Raw genomic sequence first — 16,796 nt, 5'->3', positions numbered from 1 at the left:
AGTCCATCGTGCAGGGCACTATAATTGTAAAGTTCCGTGCCCCTGCTCCGGTGCGTCAATCGCAGCAAGCAGTCCGTGGTGCCAATCAGTAGAAAAATGATCAGTCAACACGAACCCAATAACGACGTCTGCGCGAACTCATGCCATTGAAAAATAGCGTAGAACTACCGCAATACAAAGCCTCGAAGTGCTATTAGTGAAACGCTGAAGAACGACCCGATATCTATGCTTGATTTCTTAACCATCGCTCGACGAAGCCGCGCTCGAATCCGCTATGAAGACAGGGTTCGAGAGCAATATGATTGTGTGTCTGCATACTGGCCCCTGTTGATATCCTCCTCCCGTTTTCGGCCCTTGACATCGACCCGCACGATCTTGATTCATCGCAAACTGGATATCGGTGAATCCAGAAAGACAGTCATGGACCACCTCGGTCGACCAGGACATTCCATCCATTCGCCAAATCCCATGACGGAAGCGATCTTCGTTTACCGCTTTCGGATCGAGGATTATCGAATTCGCGACGAGCTCCATTTTTCATCGCAGGGGCTCTTCTATGTCAGCCGGACATTCTCCTCCGTTGCAATGCACAGGTATGCCGATATCCTTCGGATGTACTCCGACAAGTATCTCGGCGGCTCGCCCTTCAACGGCATCAAGCAAAAGATCGTGGATTCAGGTGGACGCGAGATCTTGCCGACTTCGGGACCTGCGCTCACCGTGCACTATGTCGCGAGCTCGCATCCTGCCTTTCGGCAGATCGCCGAGCACATGCGAAGTGCACACTCGCATGATACAGATCTCGACAAAGTACGGAAGGATTCCGCGGTGCATGATTGGTTGTAGACCGGGTCGAGGGCCATCATTGCAAACAACAGGGGCCGCAGTAGGGACGGAGGTTACCCAAACGCCGCTCCGGGGCACTACAATGGTGTAGGAGCAACCCCATCGGCTGGACTTCAACCAGCAATTTAATCAGCCTGTTACGGCGGAAGGTCGGACTCTCCCGGATTTCGGGGAAACGTATGGTTTTTTTGAAAACAGATGCTCAGGCCAAATGTAGCCGCACACGCCAATCCCAAAAAATGGCCGAGCGCTCGACCGACAAGTGCTTGTTTTATCGACGAACGGTTCCGAACTAGGCGTATCCATTGAGATCCGGGTACACCCTTTGGTAGACGTGTTTGAGATTGGTCGCGAAGACGAAGAGGACCCGGTAGGCATCCCACGGCCCCCCGCTCGCCTCCGCCTCGCCGTCCTCGAGGAGGATGTTGCGCGCATAGCGCTCGGACTGATCGACGGCGGCGGAGACGTTCTTGCGTTCGCGCTTCGCCTCCACCGTGCCGAGACACTGTAAGCCATAGAAGAGCGCCTCATCGGCCGGACCGCTCGCGGTCGGCCATTCGGCAGCGGTGCGGTCGGCGGCACGAAAGGGCCAGGCTTGAAGCCGGCATCCCTTCCGAAGGTCCGGTGAAACCAGATCGCCAGTTGCCGGGCGACCTGGAGCGTGGTCAGGGCATCCCGGTGGTCACCGTCGCCATGGTGCGTCACGCGGTTGCCGAGAATCCGGACCTGACGAAACAGGTCGAGGACCTCGGGAGGAACCGCAGGCTCGAATTTGAGACGACGCAACAGGTCCGATTGCAGTTCGTCCGGGGTCGCGAGAAGACCGCTCCGCGCGGCCACTTGGCGGGCCAGCTCCTCGCCGAACTGGCGGAGCTTGATCAGGCAGGTCGAGGGATCATCGGCGAAATAGCCTTCTGCCAGAGCGCCGAGGCGATCAAGCTGTTCCTCGTAGGCCCGCAGAAATCCGAAGTTCCGTGATAACCCCTCGGTTGGCATCAGAACACCCCTGTCGCAAATCTCATCTGCTTCCCGCCGCCGACCCGCCGCAACGCAATCCCGGAGGGTATCCGGATCCGAGAGCAGAAACCCAGCCTAAGCCGCAGGAGCGAGCCTTCTGCATTGCCGCGGTCACGATAGGGATCGCGATCGACGAGCCGGAGGCTGCCGAACCGTGCGCCGGTCTTCGGCTACGTCATGATGCCGCGCCCGATCGGCTGCGCTGCCGACGCCCCGTCTTGCCGCTGGATCCCTTCTCCGACGAGCCAGCTCCGCCGTAGCGCGCGATGCAGCTTTCAAGCTGGGTCTTTGCCGTGCGCTGAATCCGCCCGAGCAGGTCGTGGGTGACACCCGAGAGCCCGAACCGCTCCATCAAGGCCCGTTCCAGATACAGCGTCAGATTCGCCGCCATTTCGGCATCGGCCTGTGCCGATCGACAATGCGCCCGTCGCGGATCAAGACGGCCGCGATCTCGGTTGTACGGTCGCCCATGTCCGGCGTCAGGCCGGTGGTCTCGAAGTCGTTTTCGGCACAGCTTCGCGACCATCCGTCGACACGGATCCCGGTACTCGGTGTTCAAATGGGCCTCGCAGAATGGGTCGGTCAACGCGGTGCTCGCGTCGTACTCGCCCTGGAGTGCGACCGGCACCTGCTCTGTTTGTTGTCCCGTCATCGCGTCTTACCTCGTCTGTTTACCGATCGCCGTCCGATCTCGCGTCTCCACGCGGGCCATCCGCATCTGCCCCAAGCGCGAGCGGGACTCAAACCCCGGAAGGATGCGGTCGTCGCCATTCCGAAGGACAAGCTTCACCCCTGCAGATTCGGCGGATCCAGGTCCTCCGGGATCCGGGTTGCGACCAGGCGCTCGCGCTCGACCCAGGTGGCGACCAGCTCGACGTGCTCGTTCTCTTCGGCGGCCATCTCGGCGGCGAGCGCGCGGACCTGCGGCTGCGGCGAATCGGTCGCGACGAAGGCGTAGAAGTCGCGGCCGCGGATCTCGTTGAAGAGCGCCAGCTCGAAGGCTTGGAGCGGGGTCATCAGATAGCTGACGTCGAAGTCGTCGCAATCGACCTCGGGGCTGCCGGGGCAGGCCCATTTGAAGTCCCAAGGGGCGATCTCCGGAAGCCGGATGCCCTCGGCGCGGGCGCTCACCTCGGAGGCGTGTGCGGCGCTCATGTCGGCGAGGAGTCGAAAGACCGCTGCAACCGTGTGGTTGTGGTGCAGGGTCATGGTCTCGGCGAGCTGACGATAACGCTCGGCCGATTCGTGCTCGAGCTCGAGCGCGTGCACCAGAAACTCGGCGACGGACTCGATGCGCTGACTCGCGAGTGTGCTCATAGCACGAACTCCCGTTCCAGATCCGCGGGGGTCGCGGTCGGCTGGTGTTGCGGCTGCCAGACCGGTAGCCGCCGAACATAGAAAAGGCCGAGCGCCATACCGTCGTCGGCCTGGATAAAGCGGGCGGCCTCGACCGGATCGTCGGTCGGCGCCATGTCGCTCGGATGGACCAGGTGCTTCCATTCCTTCTGCTCCGGGCGGAAGGTCTGGCAGGGACTCAAGACCTGAAGAAAAGCGAATCCCGGATGCTCGATCGCCTCCACCAGCAGCTTGGTCAGACCGTTGGGATCACCCGCGAAACCGCGGGCGATGAAGCTCGCGCCGGCCGCGAGCGCAATCGCCGTGGGCAGGAAGGGCCGCATGCCGGTGCCGTGGGGCGTGAGCTTGCTCTTGGCCCAATCCGGCTGGGTCGTCGGCGAGGCCTGACCCTTGGTCATGCCGTAGACCTCGTTGTCCATGACGATGTAGGTCAGGTCCATGTTGCGTCGGCAGGCATGTAGGAAGTGGTTGCCGCCGATCGAGAAGCCGTCGCCGTCGCCGCCCGCGACGATCACCGTCAGATCCGGCCGGGCTGCTTTTAGCCCGGAGGCGAGCGGCAGCGCACGGCCGTGAATGCCGTGGAAACCGTAGGCATCGACATAGGCCGGCAATCGCGAAGAGCAGCCGATTCCCGAGATCATGGCGACACGCTCCTTGGGGAGCTTCAGATGCGCCAGTGCCTTGGTCACGGCGGAGAGCACGGCGAAGTGTCCGCAGCCGGGACACCAGACGGGTGCGACCTCGGACTTGTAGTCCTTGGCTCGGAGGGTCGGGGTGACGATGGCTGTATCCATCTCAAGTCTCCTCGCGCGTGTGGCTTCCGATCAGCGCGCGCATGATCTCCGCGGGACGCAACGGCAAGGGGCCGGGGCGCGCATAGGACCGAGCGTGCGCCGGGAGCGCGCGTTGTGAATGGAGATAGGCGAAACACTGTGCGGTCTGGTTCTGCTCGACCACCAGGATCGACCCGGCCGCGCCGATGGCCTCGAGCAGCGCATCGCGCTGCAGCGGCGCGAGCAGGCGCAGTGCAATCGCCCGCGTCGGAGTGCCCGATCCACGCAAACGCTCCGCAGCCTCGAAGACCGGGCCCGCCGAGGAGCCCCAGGTCAGGAGCAGATGATCGCCCTCGCCCCGGATCTCGGCCCAACCGTGGCCGTAGTCGAAGCCGGTCAGTTTATGCAGCCGTTTGTCGAGCTGCTCGGCGTGGTCGATCGCGCGGCTCGAGGGCGCACCGCCCGGACCGTGCTCCAGACCCTCTGCGGTATACATGCCGCCCGGCAAACCGGGTAAGGCCATCGGCGAGACCCCGTCGGGCGTCGGCCGATAGCGGCGATGATCCGGATCCGCGTCGGTGCCGATCAGGCGCTGCAAAGGCGTGTGCTGCACCGCCCCGAACGGCAAATCGCCCGGCGGGTCGACGATCGCACGCGACTGACCCAGCATCTGATCCGACAGCACGATCGCGACCGTTTGCAGGTGCTCGGCCAGACCGACCGCCCACTCGACCGTGTAGACGCAATCGCGGATGCCCAGAGCGGCCAGGACCAGATGCGGGGCGTCGCCGTGCAGGCCGTGCAGGGCGATGTTCAGGTCGGACTGCTCCGACTTGGTCGGGATGCCGGTCGATGGACCGCCGCGCTGGACGTTGACGACCACGACCGGGGTCTCGCTCGCAACGGCCAGACCCAAGCCTTCGACCATCAGGCTTAGGCCGGGGCCGGAGGTCGCCGTCAGCGAGGGCACGCCGCCGAACGAGCTGCCGATGATCATGTTGATGGATGCCAGCTCGTCCTCGGCCTGGAGCAGCGAGCCGCCGAGCAGCTCCAAACGGGGTGCGAGCCATTCCAGCACCTCGCTGGCCGGGGTGATGGGATAGGCGGCGACGAATCGGACCCCGCCGCGAACGGCACCCAGTCCCGCGGCCTCGTTGCCGCTGATGTTCCAGCGCGCGACAGGCGGGGCGAGCGCCGAAGGAGGCACAGGCGCCGCATCTGTCGCCGAGTAACCCGAGCGGATGCAATCAAGCGACGAGGTCAACACCCGACCGCCCTTGTCGCCGAGCGTCGCCCGGGCGCCTGCCTCGAGCGCGTCCAGCGGCAAACCGAGCATTGCGCCGACCATGCCGAGCGCGACCATGTTCATCCGGCCTTCGCTCTGGGCATCGGCGAGCGCCTTCCAGGGCATGCTGCGCACCTGCGCGCCTGAACGGACGAGGATCTCGGGGATCGGCCCGGCCTGTGCGTCGGTCAGGACGAGACTGGTGCGATCCAGCGGCAGCTCGTCGGCAAAGCGGGCGACATTTTCCCAATCCAGACCCACGAGCAGATCGAAGCGGCCGCCCATGCACTCGATCGGCTGCGGCCCGAAGCGCAGCATGGCCGCGGACTCGCCGCCGCGAATCTGCGGACCGGCGGAGCGGCCGAGCAGACCGTAATAGCCAGCGCGCCCGACGGCGGCGAGTAGGATGAGCCCCGCCGTGACCGCCCCGCTGCCGCCGGAGCCCGTGATGGCGAGGGTGGCGCCCCCGGCGAGGGTCGATCGTTCGGTCATCCGCGCTCCGCTCGTTGAAATCGCTCGGACTATTGGAACCGCAAAGGCGCGACGTGCGCAAAGGCTTTCGCACCTCGAGCTGGGGTATCGCCGTTGAGTCTGCGACAGCATCCCCGCAGGACGCTCGTTCCGCAGCGACACGCTACGCGCTCGAGGGCGCGAGGGGAATGTTCGGTACGTCAAGGGCTAAACCGCATCCTGTGCGACAGGAGATGCCGTGCATGCCGAAACGCTCGGTGCAACTCGGTCCGTTCGTACCGGACGCGGTTTAGGAATCGAAACCTCCGTGACTCGTGACATTCGCTCTGCGGTGTCACGCATGCCCGGTGGCGCTCCGCGCCACGTGAGCCGATTGCCTGCAGATCCTCCAGCGCTTGCACGATGATCTGGAGCAGGTCGACGAGAGGAGGAGATCCAAGGCGCCGCGGCCCCCTGGACACCGAGCCGCTTCGAGGCATGCGAGAAGGTCGGCAGCCGCGTGCCGCTCGGAATTCAGGTCAAGGTCGTGGTCGAGAGCCAGGAGACACGGCGGCGCAGAGGCCGCCGAATCACTCCGCTACGCGACTTGCTTGTCTGCCCCTTCGAGTTTACGGATCAGCGGATAGAGATGCTCCGTCTCGCGCTGAATCCGATCCATCACCAGCGCAAACATCTGCTCGGTATCCTGCAGAAAGGAAGGATGATCATCGATGGTCAAGGAGCGGCGCTTTTGCGAGCACCACTGCTTCACATAGGCATTGAAGATGCGTTTGATCTCGGTCGAGCCGGAGAGAAAACGATTCGCGGTATTCTTAACCTTTTGATCCGGATTGGAGATGAGCGGACCGCAGATCTCCCGATCCACGAGCTCCATGTGCTCTTTGACGCGATTGGTCAAATCGAAGAAGACGTCGCAGGTGACATCCGTATCGCACATGGAGCGGTCTCGAACCAAATAGAGAAACACGTTCGAGAGTTCCGTAATCTTGTGGTTCTGCGCGTGTAATTCGGCGAATGCGACCATGCTAAAGCTCCTCCGGTCGATAGGTAATAAACTTGGTGGTTCAAGGCGATTCGGCCGGACGGCCGAGTTTTTGTGTTGACCTAAGGTACAGGCTGCGGTCAATGTCGCTGCTCCAGTAAACCTTAGCGCTTTTGGTAGTTTACGCGAAAGCAGATTCCAAGAGTAGCCTGCGCAGGATCAAAAAATATCGCGCAACCGCCTGACGGCATGGCCCGAATCCACGGCATAAATAAGGTTGTTGGGGCCATCAAATCGAGACGATCGGGAAGGTCACGGCGACGGCGCAAGCGAATGCAATCGCATTCGCAACGGCAGCAACGGCGGGGTGACGGGTGCTGCGGTAGACCCAACCGCTCATGAGACCGTAGATCAAGAACAGCACCAGTATCGCCGGCACGATGATGACCAGAAAGAACAGCGCGTTGAGGTTCAGCGCCACCGCGGCGAGCAGCGAGATCAGAAAGAGGAGCTTGGTCAGCCAATATCCACCGCGTGCCGCCCCGGGTCCACGGGTCGCCCACTCGTCGGCGAGACAATAGACCAGTGTTCCGGCGAGGATCGCCAGCACCAGGTGCAGGCGCTCCAAACCCGGAAGCAATGCCGTCACGAACCGATCCGTCGGCAACGCGAAGGCCAGTGTCGTGTAAACCGAGACGCCGAGGATCGCGATCGCCAGTGCCGATCGGCTCACCGGGCCGTGCCGAGCCGGCACCGCGGGGCGCATGATCCATACGCCGATTGTAGTGAGGATGCCGTAGACGGCGAAGTGCAGCGCAAGATAGTCCCCGAGCATGATCGAGAGGAAGTCGCTCGGGACGCGCCAAAGGATGAGCGGTGTCAGCACGGCCGGCGCAATGGCGACCGGCAGCAACCGCCGCCAGCTCAGACCCGCACCGTGCGGCCGGTCGACCACCCGGGGCAGAAGTCGGGACAAGGGCCACGCGAGAGCGAGGATGCCGAGAAAGAGCAGCCCCAAGCCCGTGCCGCGCCGGTCGATGAAACCGCTGCCGTCCCGCTCGAACGTCGTGTCGAGCCAGGCCAGCGACTCGGCCAACGCACTCTGCGCATACAGCACCCCGATGTGCTCGACGCCGGGGGCGAGCACCAGACGCCGCGCACTGCCGTCGTTCGGGTCGCCGTAGGTCCGTCCCGACTCGACCTCGCTGCCCGTCACCGCGGCGATGGCCGCGCGTCCTTGTCCATGGAGCATCTCGGGCTCCAGGTCGCCGTAGACGAAGAGTAGATTGCGCAGGGACGCGGTGTCCGTATCCTCCGAGAGATAGGGCGAGACGAGCACGGAGGCCGCGACCGGCATCTGCGCAGACTCGGCGAAGCGCACCAGGACATCGCCCGCCATCGAGTGCCCGAGCAGTGCGAGCCGACCGTCCGCTCCGGGCTGCCGCAAACCCAGGGCCACTGCCGGCACGAGCGCGTCCGTCAGAAGGCGCAACCGGGTCGCTTGGTCTTCCAGGTCGGCAACGAACGGTGTGGAATTGCGCCCGTGCCCCGGAAAATCGAATGTGACGACGATATAGCCGTTGCGTGCCGAGGTCACGGCGTACGCCTGCATCATTTGACGAGACCCAGCGAACCCGTGCGCGATGACCACGACCGGGGCAAGCGCATCGCCCGCGGGGCGATACAGGGTCATGGGCACACCGGCCTCCTGCACTTGGACGATCGACAGCCCCCGGGTGGCGGATTCGAGCTTCAACAATCCGGCCGCCAACAGGCAGACCGCAATGACGGCTACAATGACGGGAGTGATCACCGCACCGACGATGCCGGCGCGCTTCTGCCCGACAGGGGTTGTGTCTGAGGGATGCATCGGATCTCGGGCTGAGGGACGACAGTATCCGATCCGCGGGTGACTCCGGGGGAAGGGTTGCGGGAACGGCGTTCGCGACGCGTCCTATCGCTGTGCAGATGTAGCGAAGCGACCGGGTTTTCAAGCCATGAGGTCGAGCATCCCGGCCAACCTGCGCTGGTTGTGCCTCGTCCCGGGGCGGTAGAATCAGGCACCGACTTTCGGATGGCCGCTCGGGCGCAGACCGACAGCCGTTCGGACCGCCCCTCACAGATCAGTCTCGGGTCGCGCCCCGGCCGCGTGAGAACCGGCATCCCGGGATGCGATCCATCACCACAGATTCGCGGAGATCACCCATGCTGGACAAGCAACTGCTCGACATCCTCGTCTGCCCCGTCACCAAGGGTCCGCTGATCTTCGACAAGGCGCGCGGAGAGCTGATCTCGATCTCGGCGCAGCTCGCCTATCCGATTCGCGACGATATCCCGGTGATGCTGGAGGAAGAGGCTCGACCACTCTCCGCCGACGAGCTCGAGGTCTACCGTGAACGCCGCTCCGGCAAGCACAGCCATCCGTGACGCCGGAGGCGCGATCGACTCCGCCGGCGCACCTGATGCGACTCCGGGTCGGATAGCGGACCGCGTTTCGACCTGTGCCCCGATGCCCCGACTCCGTTCGCTCCGGCTCCCGATCCTCGCCCTGCTGTTGCTCGGCGGATGCGCCACCAGCGGCGTGCCCGAGGCGATCCGCGACCCGGTGCTGCCCTCGCCCGCCGTGACCGAGGTCCAGCAACAGCGCGAGATCTTCATCGGGCAGCGCGTGCGCTGGGGCGGCAGCATCCTGGACGTGCACAACGCCCGGGAGACGACTCAGATCGAGATTCTTGCCAGACCCCTGAACAGCAGCGGCGAGCCCGACGATCGCTCCCGCGGCCCGGGTCGCTTCATCGTCGAGATGCCGGGCTTCAGGGATCCGGCGGAGTATCCGAAGCAACGTCGCTTGACTGTCGTCGGCCCGCTGGCTCGGATGGAGACACGCGACGTCGGCGACTATCCCTACCCCTATCCGGTCGTCGCTGCCGATGTCTGGTATCTCTGGCCGAACCCGCCGCCCGTCGTCCCTGTATCGCCGTACGACTATCCCTGGTATCGCCCGTGGTATGGACCCTGGTACGGGCCTTGGCCGGGTCCTTGGTACGGCCCCTGGTATTGAGGTGACACACAGATGAGCACGGAACCACAATCGGGCACGGCCTGGCCGACGAGATCCCGACCGACGAGACGCATGCCCGCGCCGCGGAACCGCGGCGGGTCGATAAGATGGGTGCTCGCGGGATTCATTCTCGGGCTCGCGCTGCTCACCGGCTGTGCGAGCCAGCAAGGCTGCTCGACACCGGTCGGCGCCTCGGGGCTGACGCCCGAGGGTGTCGCCTCGCTCGGCCAAGGCGAAGGCGTGGTCGTGACCTGGGGAGGCGTGATCGCCGCGACCCGCAACCTCGCCCGAGAAACCGAGATCGAGACGATCGGCTACCGGCTCGATCGCTGCGGGAAACCCACGACGAGCGGGCAACCCATCGGTCGGTTCATTGCCCGCCAATCGGGCTTCCTCGAGCCATCGGACTATCGCGCGGGCCGTCGCATCACGGTCACCGGCCGCATCGCCGAGGTGCGCGACGGTCAGGTCGGCGAGGCAGGCTACCGTTTTCCGGTTCTGGACGACGCCGTGGTGCGCCTCTGGCCCGACGAGACTGCAGAAGATCAAGGCGGATGGACGCCGCGCCTGAGGCCCTATCTCGGAATCGGGATCGGCAGCGGAGGCTTCGGGGGCATCGGCGGAGGAATCGGCTTGGGCTTCTGAATCGCGTCCCGAGCGCTTAATCGCGGTTCGTCGTGTTCCCGAGAGATCCTCGCCGGGCGCGATTCAGAAAAGTTTAAGAAAATTAATTTTTTAATTTCTTGAACCGCGTCGACTCCAGCGTTTGTAGGAGCCGTACCCCCGCGGCTATGTGCTAAACGCACATGCGGCATCGGACGCGGTTCAACCGGTCACGACAAGACGTAGCGCGTCCAGTCTCAGGTGGGTCTTCTCCAACGCCTGAACGAGCTGTTCACGTCGGCCCTCGAGCGCGCTGATCTCCTCCCGGCGCACGTTCGGGTTGACCCGCGACAAGTCGCGCAGACGGTCCAGCTCCTCGCCCAGCAGGCGCTGCATCCGCGCGACCGCATCTCCACGCAGGTCGACCACGGCTGAGCGCGCCAAACGCTCGCCGGTCTCGATCATGGACACCAGCCGTTCGCCCCGCGATTCCAGCAGGGTGCGGGCGAGCTTGTGGTTATGGTTCAGACAATGACCCTGCAGGTCCTCGTGCGGGATCCTCTCGGCCAGATCCGCACCCGACTCGTCAATGACGAGCCGCAGCAGGGTCGGCGGCAGGAAGCGCCCCGCCTCGAGATGGGCCGGGGCCTGGCACTCGGCGACATAGAGTGCCTCGAGCAGCAGACTGGCGCGTTTGAAACGCGGGTCGCGGACGATCGTCAGGGCCGAGGTCCCGAGATCGGAGGCGCTCAGAAGCTCCATCGCCGCACGCACCATCGGGTGCTCGCGGGTCATGAATTCCCAGTGCTCGTGCGAGAGTGCGGTGCCCCGATCGAAGGTCAGGGTCAGGCCCTCTTCGGGCAGCTCGGGGAAGGACTCCTGGAGCATGTGCGCCCCCGGGCGAACCACCAATGCGTGGCCCGGCGCGGACTCGTACTCGACACCGAAACCGTCCCAGAAGCGCTTGAGATAGTCGGCCGGGTCGCTGTTCGCGTCGGCCCGCTCGATCGCCTCGACCAGGGCGGCGGAGCGCTCCGGACGGTGCGAGTGCAGCTCGAGAAGACGATCGCGCCCCGCGGCCAGCTCGGCATTGATGCGCGCGCTCAGCGCGCGGGCCTCCGCGATCAAGGCGTCGGCGTCTTGCGGATCCGCGAGCGCCGCCATCAAGTCCTCGCCCAGCCGCGCGTAGACGGACGGTGCGGCAGGACAGATGGCCGAGAAGGCATGCAACCCCTCGGCATACCAACGGAACAGCACCTCGCCTGGACCGCCGGCGAGATAGGGGACATGGATCTGCACCCGCCGCGTCTGCCCGATCCGATCGAGACGTCCGATGCGCTGCTCGAGCAGGTCGGGATCCAGCGGCAGATCGAACAAGACCAGATGATGAGCGAACTGAAAGTTGCGACCTTCGCTGCCGATCTCCGAGCAGAGCAGGATCTGAGTCCCATCCTCCGCGGACGCGAAATAAGCCGCCGCCCGGTCACGCTCGCGGATCTCCATCTCCTCGTGGAACACGGCCGCGTGGATCCCGGCACGCAGCAGCAACACATCCCGCAGATCCAGGACCGTGTCGGGCGCGGTGCAGATGAGCAGCAGCTTCTCGGGGCGAAGCCGGCGCAGCAGCTCGATGAGCCAGTCCACACGCGGGTCCACGTCCGTCCAAGCAGGGCCATGCGCGCGCTCGGGTGCAAGGCGCGAGTCCATGTTGCTCGAAAGCGCTCGGTAGGCTTCGGGCTCCGGCAATGGATAGTGCAGCAGATCGCGTCCCGGAAAACCGGGGATGGCCGCGCGCGTGTTGCGGAACATGACCCGCCCGGTCCCGTGGCGATCGAGCAGACGCTGGATGATGGTCTCCGCATCCAGCCCGTTCAGATCGCCCAAGAGCGAGGCGATGAGACTCCGATCGGCATCGCCGAGCCCCCGCCCCTCGAGCAGGTGCGCGGCGGCGGCTGCGACGGGGACATAGCCCGCCTCCTCGGCAAGGAAGGAGGGATAGTCGCTGAAACGCTGCGGATCCAGTAGCCGCAGCCGGCCGAAATGACCCTCGCGACCCAACTGCTCGGGTGTCGCCGTCAACAGCAGCACGCCCGGCGTGCGCTCGGCCAGCTCGGCCACCAGGCAATATTCGGAGCTGGCAACGGCTTCCGACCAATCCAGATGGTGTGCCTCGTCGACCACGAGCAGGTCCCATTGACCCTCGACGAGCGCCCGTCTTGCGGCGGGCGACCGGATGATCCAATCCAGGCTGCAGAGCACCTGCTGATCGGCGAGAAAGGGGTTGGGCTCGGAGATGGACTCGAAGCGCTCGTGATCGAAGAGCGCGACACGCAGGTTGAAGCGTCGCCGCATCTCGACCAGCCATTGGTGGAGCAGCGGCTCGGGCGTGATCACCAGCACCCGTTGCGCTCGGCCCGTCAGCAGCATCCGATGCAGGATCAGTCCGGCCTCGATGGTCTTGCCGAGCCCGACCTCGTCGGCCAGGAGCACGCGCGGGGCATCGCGTCGGGCCACCTCGGCCGCAATCTCGAGCTGATGCGGGATCAGCCCGACCCGTGCGCCGACCAGGCCCCGCGCCGGCGAGCCCGCCTCGCGCATCCCCAGGAGCCAGGTCCGCCAGCGCAGATCGAACCAATGATCCGGGTCGAGCCGCCCGGACACGAGACGCTGATGCGGCCGGTTGAACCTGAGCCGGTCGTCCAGCTCGGATTCGTGAAGCGTGACGACGGCGCCGTTCGGCTCTTCACAGCGATAGGTGAGAAGGCCCGCGTCGCTCGCGACCGAGAGGATCAAAAGATCCCGACCCTCTCGGTCGCGCACATGCTCGCCCGCCGTCAGCTCCAGACGCACCAAAGGCGGGTCCGGCAGGGCATAGATGCGCTGCTCGCCGGTCGCCCGATAGGCGATCTCGACACGACGCCCGTCGACGGCGGCCACGAGGCCGAGGCCGAGTTCCCCTTGGGTCTCGCTCAACCAGCGCTGGCCGGGGACGAAGCTGTGCATACGCGCTAGATGCGCCGACGATAGTCGAGGATGACCGACACCCCGTGCCGCTTGCCCTCGGGCAGCGCCTGCACGATTGCCCGACGCAAGGTCTTGGGCACGCGCTCGCACAGACGCGCCACGGTGTAAGACGGCAGCCCGCCAGCGAGACGCACCGCCTCGGAGCGCGGGATGTCTTCCAGGAGCCGGACCTGGGAAGGCTCGCGCATGCGCAAAAACCGCAGACGCGCCGCGTCGTACTCGCCGCGACCGCAGGCGCAACGCACCGTCACGACATCCTGATCCGCGGACTCGTCGGAACGCGACTCGGACCGCGCTTCCAATCGCACGGAGGCGTTAGTCACCTGCTGAGGACGATTCAAGGTGTTATTCATCGACTCCATCACCGGATACTCCTCGACGCCGCAAGGCGCGCTCAGAGGACCATTGAGCCTGAAAAGCAAACGCCGACACTCAAGCGGCTCGACGCGTGCATTCAGGACAACCAAAACCGGCAAACGCCGGCACCCAGTTGGACGCTGGAGTCTGAGAACGAGAACAGGGCGAGAGGTCGGCTCACCGGAACGGCTGGCGAGATCCAATGACCGCTTGCAGCGGATTGCCGTAATCGATCTCGATCCTCCGTCTCGGAGGGGAATCGTTTGGCTTTGGATCCGATGGATGCTCTCCCATCCGTGCGGCGAGCTCGCCGCATGTCTGGTCAAGCCGGATGTCGGGTCAGATGACCGTGTTGGAGGGCTCGTCCGAAAGACGCTGTTGCGACGCACGCGCCGGGTCATGACTGACCTTCACGCCTGTCTGCTGTCGACTCCAACTGTCCATACAAAAGCAAGCCTTTGTGACCGAACACGTGCCCTCGGGACCATAACGCAACGGACCCATCGGAGAGCGGCGTAGATTATGCGATTCTTCCGCTCCGCTGGCAAGACATCTTAAACCGCGCCGATCCAACAAACGATGAATACCGCACCGGGCGCGGTTTAACCATCCTCGTAGACCAAGGGGACGCGTCGATTGATGTTGGTGAAGAGTTGATAGGCAATCGTCCCGCTCGCCGCGGCAACGGCGTTGGCCGAAACCTGTCCACCCCAGAGCTCGACCGGATCGCCGATCGCGGCATCCTCGATCCCGGTCAGGTCAAGGGTTACGAGATCCATGGAAACGCGGCCGACAATACGGGTCATGCAGCCCCGGACCGCGACCGGCGTCCCGTCGGGTGCGTGACGCGGATAGCCGTCCGCGTAACCGATCGCAGCGACCCCGACGCGGGTCGGACACTCGCAGACAAAGCGTCCGCCGTAGCCGACCGGCTCGCCGGGGTCGAGATCCCGCACCGAAATGAGCGCGGACTCCAGCGTCATGGCCGGTCGAAGCAAGGCGGCCGAGGGGTGCTCGTCGCCCAGCGGCGAGGCGCCGTAGAGCATGATCCCCGGTCGTGTCCAATCGCCATGCGCGCGCGGCCAGACGAGCACACCCGCCGAGTTGGAGAGGCTGCGTGGTGCCCGCGTCGCTGCGGTCGCCAGCTCGAAGACCCGCATCTGCTGCTCGGTGTAGTCATGATCCGGCTCGTCGGCGCGTGCGAAATGCGACATCAGGACCAGGCTCCGCACATGCGGACAATCCGCAAGCTCGGCACAGGCAGCGGAGAAGTCCTCCGGCGCAAACCCCATCCGATGCATCCCGGAATCCATCTTCAGCCAGCAGTCGAGCGGACGCTCGGGCCGGGCGGCGAGCAGCCAGTCCAGTTGCAGACGACTGTGGATCACGGTGGTCAAACCGGCTCGATCCAGGATCGTCATCTCGTCGGGCGAGAAAATGCCGTCCAACAGCAGGATAGGGGCGCGGATGCCGGACTCGCGCAGCTCCAGCGCCTCCTCGAGATAGGCGACCGCAAAACCGTCGGCCTCCTCGGCGAGGACACGCGCGACCGCCACCGCGCCATGTCCGTAGGCATTGGCCTTGACGACCGCGAGCGCCCGCGCACCCGGCGCAAAAGTCTTAGCTTGGCGATAATTGTGGCGGACCGCATCCAGATGAATGCGGGCGCGGATCGGACGGGGCATGGCGGGCTCGGCGTGGATTGTCGGCGTGGGATGGGTGTCTAGTCACGCCCGATGGCGCGGGCTTCACCTCAGTTTATCGCACCTGAGCTGCTCGGATAAGCGGCGCACGGCGGGGCGGATCGGGATGCGGCGACCGCGGTGGCCCCGAGTGTTGCGGCATTCGCTTGAGCGGCGGTCGCGACCTCGGATCAACCGAGGTCGAGAACCTGGAAAAACCACAGCGCTGAATATAGATTCGCGGACAGTCAAAGCAGCGACCGGCCCCGGCCGGACCCTAAAACGAATTTGCCCTCCCCAAGGCCGCAGACTAAAGAGGTGTATGGATGGACAACAAGACGAAACCCGCGTCGGGAAAACCGCGCTGGCCCAGAGCGCTGATCACCTTGGCCGTGGTCGTCGGTGCGTTGGCACTGCTCTTGATTCAACTCCCTCGCGGAGCCTTTTCAACTGACCTGTCGCGCATTGGCCAGGGGATCCCTGCACTGGTGGTGGCCCGTGACAAAAACTATCTCGCAGGCGCCGAGGTGATGGACCTGATCAACACTGTTCGGCCGGAGTACGAGGGCAAAATCGCGTTTCTTGCGGCCCATCTCGGCCACCCTGATGGGCAGGCCTTTGCCCGGAGACATGACATGGATGATGCCATCGTGGTCGTTTTCGATGCGGATGGGTCGCCGGCGGCAAGATTGGTCATCCCGCAAACTGCCGAGGTAATACGCGCCGCACTGGACATCCTAGACACCCCTTAAGCATCCTGCTCAGGCGAATGCAGGCAATGACGGCGATTCCTGATCGGCCCCATCCCGAGACGGGCATCGGCTGGCAGGAGGCATACTCGAACACGGCGGCATCTCGCGACGGCAAGCCGTGCGGCTGATCCGCGCGTCGGGGAGCCCGCAGCGCTTACACTCACCGATCTCCCTCAACGGGGCGCCACTCCCTGGCTGGCAAAGGCAGGCGCAATCGCCTCGTTGCGGTCCGGGCAAAACCCGACTTATTCGGCCTTGGGGACTTCACCGACCTCGGTGTAAGCGCGGTTTAAAATTTGATCGTTCAAAAGCTTAAACCACGCCAGCGTCAACAATCGTCGAGTCTACCGGGGCCGATCCCATCCAAGAACATCACATACCGCCCTGGGCGCGGTTTAAGGTAGACGACAACACCTGAGCTGGAGACCCGGCATAAGGAGTCGACGATGAAACTCCACGGCGGAATCGATCTGCATTCCAACAATAACGTCGTGGCCCTTTTGGACGAAGAGGACCGCGTGTTGTATCGCAAGCGCTGGCCGGTTCGATCGACTCCGGGATTCCTGCGTCCTCGGATGTCACGTCGA

The 16,796-nt window shown here is 64.5% G+C and carries 15 protein-coding genes and 2 pseudogenes; 5 read left to right on the top strand and 12 right to left on the bottom strand.

Annotated elements, in window-relative coordinates; translation table 11 throughout:
• The first annotated feature begins 225 nt into the window (after positions 1-225).
• The gene (locus B4N44_RS14495) at positions 226-846 is read left to right on the top strand and encodes a hypothetical protein (protein ID WP_296702150.1); all 621 of its coding nucleotides are present in this window, start codon (positions 226-228) and stop codon (positions 844-846) included.
• A 292-nt stretch (positions 847-1,138) separates the two neighbouring features.
• Here the strand turns inward: B4N44_RS14495 and B4N44_RS14490 are convergent, their stop codons facing one another.
• The 9 genes and pseudogenes from B4N44_RS14490 to B4N44_RS14455 all read right to left on the bottom strand — a co-directional run bounded on the left by B4N44_RS14490 (position 1,139) and on the right by B4N44_RS14455 (position 8,600).
• Positions 1,139-1,339 carry a hypothetical protein gene (locus B4N44_RS14490; protein WP_296702159.1) on the bottom strand — a complete coding sequence of 67 codons (201 nt, stop codon included), beginning with the start codon at positions 1,337-1,339 and terminating at the stop codon, positions 1,139-1,141.
• 224 nt (positions 1,340-1,563) lie between these two features.
• Positions 1,564-1,842: pseudogene (locus B4N44_RS14485) on the bottom strand (hypothetical protein); the annotation flags it as partial.
• A gap of 196 nt (positions 1,843-2,038) precedes the next feature.
• A complete protein-coding gene (locus tag B4N44_RS14480; RefSeq protein WP_296702148.1) occupies positions 2,039-2,254 on the bottom strand; it encodes a hypothetical protein in 216 nt (71 codons plus the stop codon).
• Between the two features lie 150 nt (positions 2,255-2,404).
• Positions 2,405-2,515 (bottom strand): annotated as a pseudogene (locus B4N44_RS19980) (hypothetical protein); the annotation flags it as partial.
• 134 nt (positions 2,516-2,649) lie between these two features.
• Positions 2,650-3,180, bottom strand: a complete 531-nt coding sequence (locus B4N44_RS14475) for a ferritin-like domain-containing protein (protein WP_296702146.1) — start codon at positions 3,178-3,180, stop codon at positions 2,650-2,652.
• Complete coding sequence (locus tag B4N44_RS14470; protein ID WP_296702143.1) at positions 3,177-4,013, bottom strand: 2-oxoacid:ferredoxin oxidoreductase subunit beta; 837 nt, start codon at positions 4,011-4,013, stop codon at positions 3,177-3,179. Before B4N44_RS14470 ends, B4N44_RS14475 begins: the two co-directional genes overlap by 4 nt.
• Before the next feature lies 1 nt (position 4,014).
• Positions 4,015-5,769 (bottom strand): 2-oxoacid:acceptor oxidoreductase subunit alpha, encoded by a 1,755-nt coding sequence (locus tag B4N44_RS14465; protein ID WP_296702142.1) that lies wholly within the window; start codon positions 5,767-5,769, stop codon positions 4,015-4,017.
• 556 nt (positions 5,770-6,325) lie between these two features.
• Positions 6,326-6,772, bottom strand: a complete 447-nt coding sequence (locus B4N44_RS14460; RefSeq protein WP_296702141.1) for a hypothetical protein — start codon at positions 6,770-6,772, stop codon at positions 6,326-6,328.
• 247 nt (positions 6,773-7,019) lie between these two features.
• Complete coding sequence (locus tag B4N44_RS14455; protein ID WP_296702139.1) at positions 7,020-8,600, bottom strand: alpha/beta hydrolase; 1,581 nt, start codon at positions 8,598-8,600, stop codon at positions 7,020-7,022.
• 338 nt (positions 8,601-8,938) lie between these two features.
• Here B4N44_RS14455 and B4N44_RS14450 point away from each other — a divergent pair, with 338 nt between their 5' ends.
• The 3 genes from B4N44_RS14450 to B4N44_RS14440 all read left to right on the top strand — a co-directional run bounded on the left by B4N44_RS14450 (position 8,939) and on the right by B4N44_RS14440 (position 10,436).
• Entirely contained in the window at positions 8,939-9,157 is a 219-nt protein-coding gene (locus B4N44_RS14450) for a Trm112 family protein (RefSeq protein ID WP_093028450.1), read from the top strand.
• 82 nt (positions 9,158-9,239) lie between these two features.
• The gene (locus B4N44_RS14445) at positions 9,240-9,791 is read left to right on the top strand and encodes a Slp family lipoprotein (protein ID WP_296702135.1); all 552 of its coding nucleotides are present in this window, start codon (positions 9,240-9,242) and stop codon (positions 9,789-9,791) included.
• A gap of 111 nt (positions 9,792-9,902) precedes the next feature.
• The gene (locus B4N44_RS14440) at positions 9,903-10,436 is read left to right on the top strand and encodes a Slp family lipoprotein (RefSeq protein WP_296702132.1); all 534 of its coding nucleotides are present in this window, start codon (positions 9,903-9,905) and stop codon (positions 10,434-10,436) included.
• 180 nt (positions 10,437-10,616) lie between these two features.
• On the opposite strand, the gene rapA is transcribed toward B4N44_RS14440, so the two are convergent.
• From rapA to alr, 3 genes are all read right to left on the bottom strand, one after another.
• The gene (rapA, locus tag B4N44_RS14435) at positions 10,617-13,397 is read right to left on the bottom strand and encodes an RNA polymerase-associated protein RapA (RefSeq protein ID WP_296702129.1); all 2,781 of its coding nucleotides are present in this window, start codon (positions 13,395-13,397) and stop codon (positions 10,617-10,619) included.
• 5 nt (positions 13,398-13,402) lie between these two features.
• Positions 13,403-13,780, bottom strand: coding sequence for a hypothetical protein (locus tag B4N44_RS14430; RefSeq protein ID WP_296702127.1), 378 nt, complete (start codon positions 13,778-13,780; stop codon positions 13,403-13,405).
• Positions 13,781-14,377: 597 nt separating this feature from the next.
• Positions 14,378-15,460 carry an alanine racemase gene (gene alr / locus B4N44_RS14425; RefSeq protein ID WP_296702124.1) on the bottom strand — a complete coding sequence of 361 codons (1,083 nt, stop codon included), beginning with the start codon at positions 15,458-15,460 and terminating at the stop codon, positions 14,378-14,380.
• Positions 15,461-15,783: 323 nt separating this feature from the next.
• Here alr and B4N44_RS14420 point away from each other — a divergent pair, with 323 nt between their 5' ends.
• Positions 15,784-16,209, top strand: coding sequence for a hypothetical protein (locus tag B4N44_RS14420; RefSeq protein ID WP_296702121.1), 426 nt, complete (start codon positions 15,784-15,786; stop codon positions 16,207-16,209).
• The last annotated feature ends 587 nt before the right edge of the window (positions 16,210-16,796 follow it).

Origin of the sequence: Thiocapsa sp. UBA6158 (assembly GCF_002423035.1) — a bacterium.
GTDB lineage: Bacteria > Pseudomonadota > Gammaproteobacteria > Chromatiales > Chromatiaceae > Thiocapsa.
Note: the sequence above shows the minus strand (reverse complement) of the source record. Positions and strands in the feature narration are given on the sequence as shown.